Source organism: Streptomyces milbemycinicus (assembly GCF_002154605.1).
Taxonomy (GTDB): Bacteria; Actinomycetota; Actinomycetes; order Streptomycetales; family Streptomycetaceae; genus Streptomyces; species Streptomyces milbemycinicus.
Window position 1 is genome coordinate 1 of the sequence record NZ_MUNE01001246.1, and the last position, 499, is coordinate 499.

Annotated in this window: 1 protein-coding gene; it reads right to left on the bottom strand. The window is 70.3% G+C overall.

The window, feature by feature from the left end; all coding sequences use genetic code 11:
- Nucleotides 1-499, bottom strand: a 499-nt coding sequence (locus tag CCN51_RS52400; protein ID WP_143676264.1) for an AIM24 family protein, incomplete at both ends; no start/stop codon positions are given.

The window sequence follows — 499 nt, forward strand, 5'->3', positions numbered from 1 at the left end:
GGCGAGGGACAGGCCCTCGCCGCCGAACACAGCGTTCATCAAGCCCTGGCGGTTGAGCCCGCCGATGCGCTGGACGCCGTACTGGATGCCCTCCTCGAAGGCCACGATGCAGCCCGTGTCGACCTCGATCCGGCCCCCGAAGTCGGCGGGGTTGAGGTCGATGAAATTGCCCGCACCGCAGATGATCACCGTGCCGCGCCCGGTGAACTTCTCCAGGATGAATCCCTCGCCGCCGCTGCGGCCCGTCCTGCCGCCCTGGAAGGCGATGCCGAACTCCACAGTCGACTCGGCCGCCACGAAAGCATCCTTCTCCGCGAACCAGGCACGGCCGCCGTCCAGCTCCAGCGCGCGCATCTCCCCGGGCAGCACGCCCGCGAAGCCGACGGTGCCCTCGCCGCCGGTCGAGGTGAAGTACTGGAAGGCAAGCGACTCCCCCGCCAGCGCCCGCTGGCCCACCTGCATCGCGGTGCCCATGGCCTGGCGCAGCATGCCGCCCATG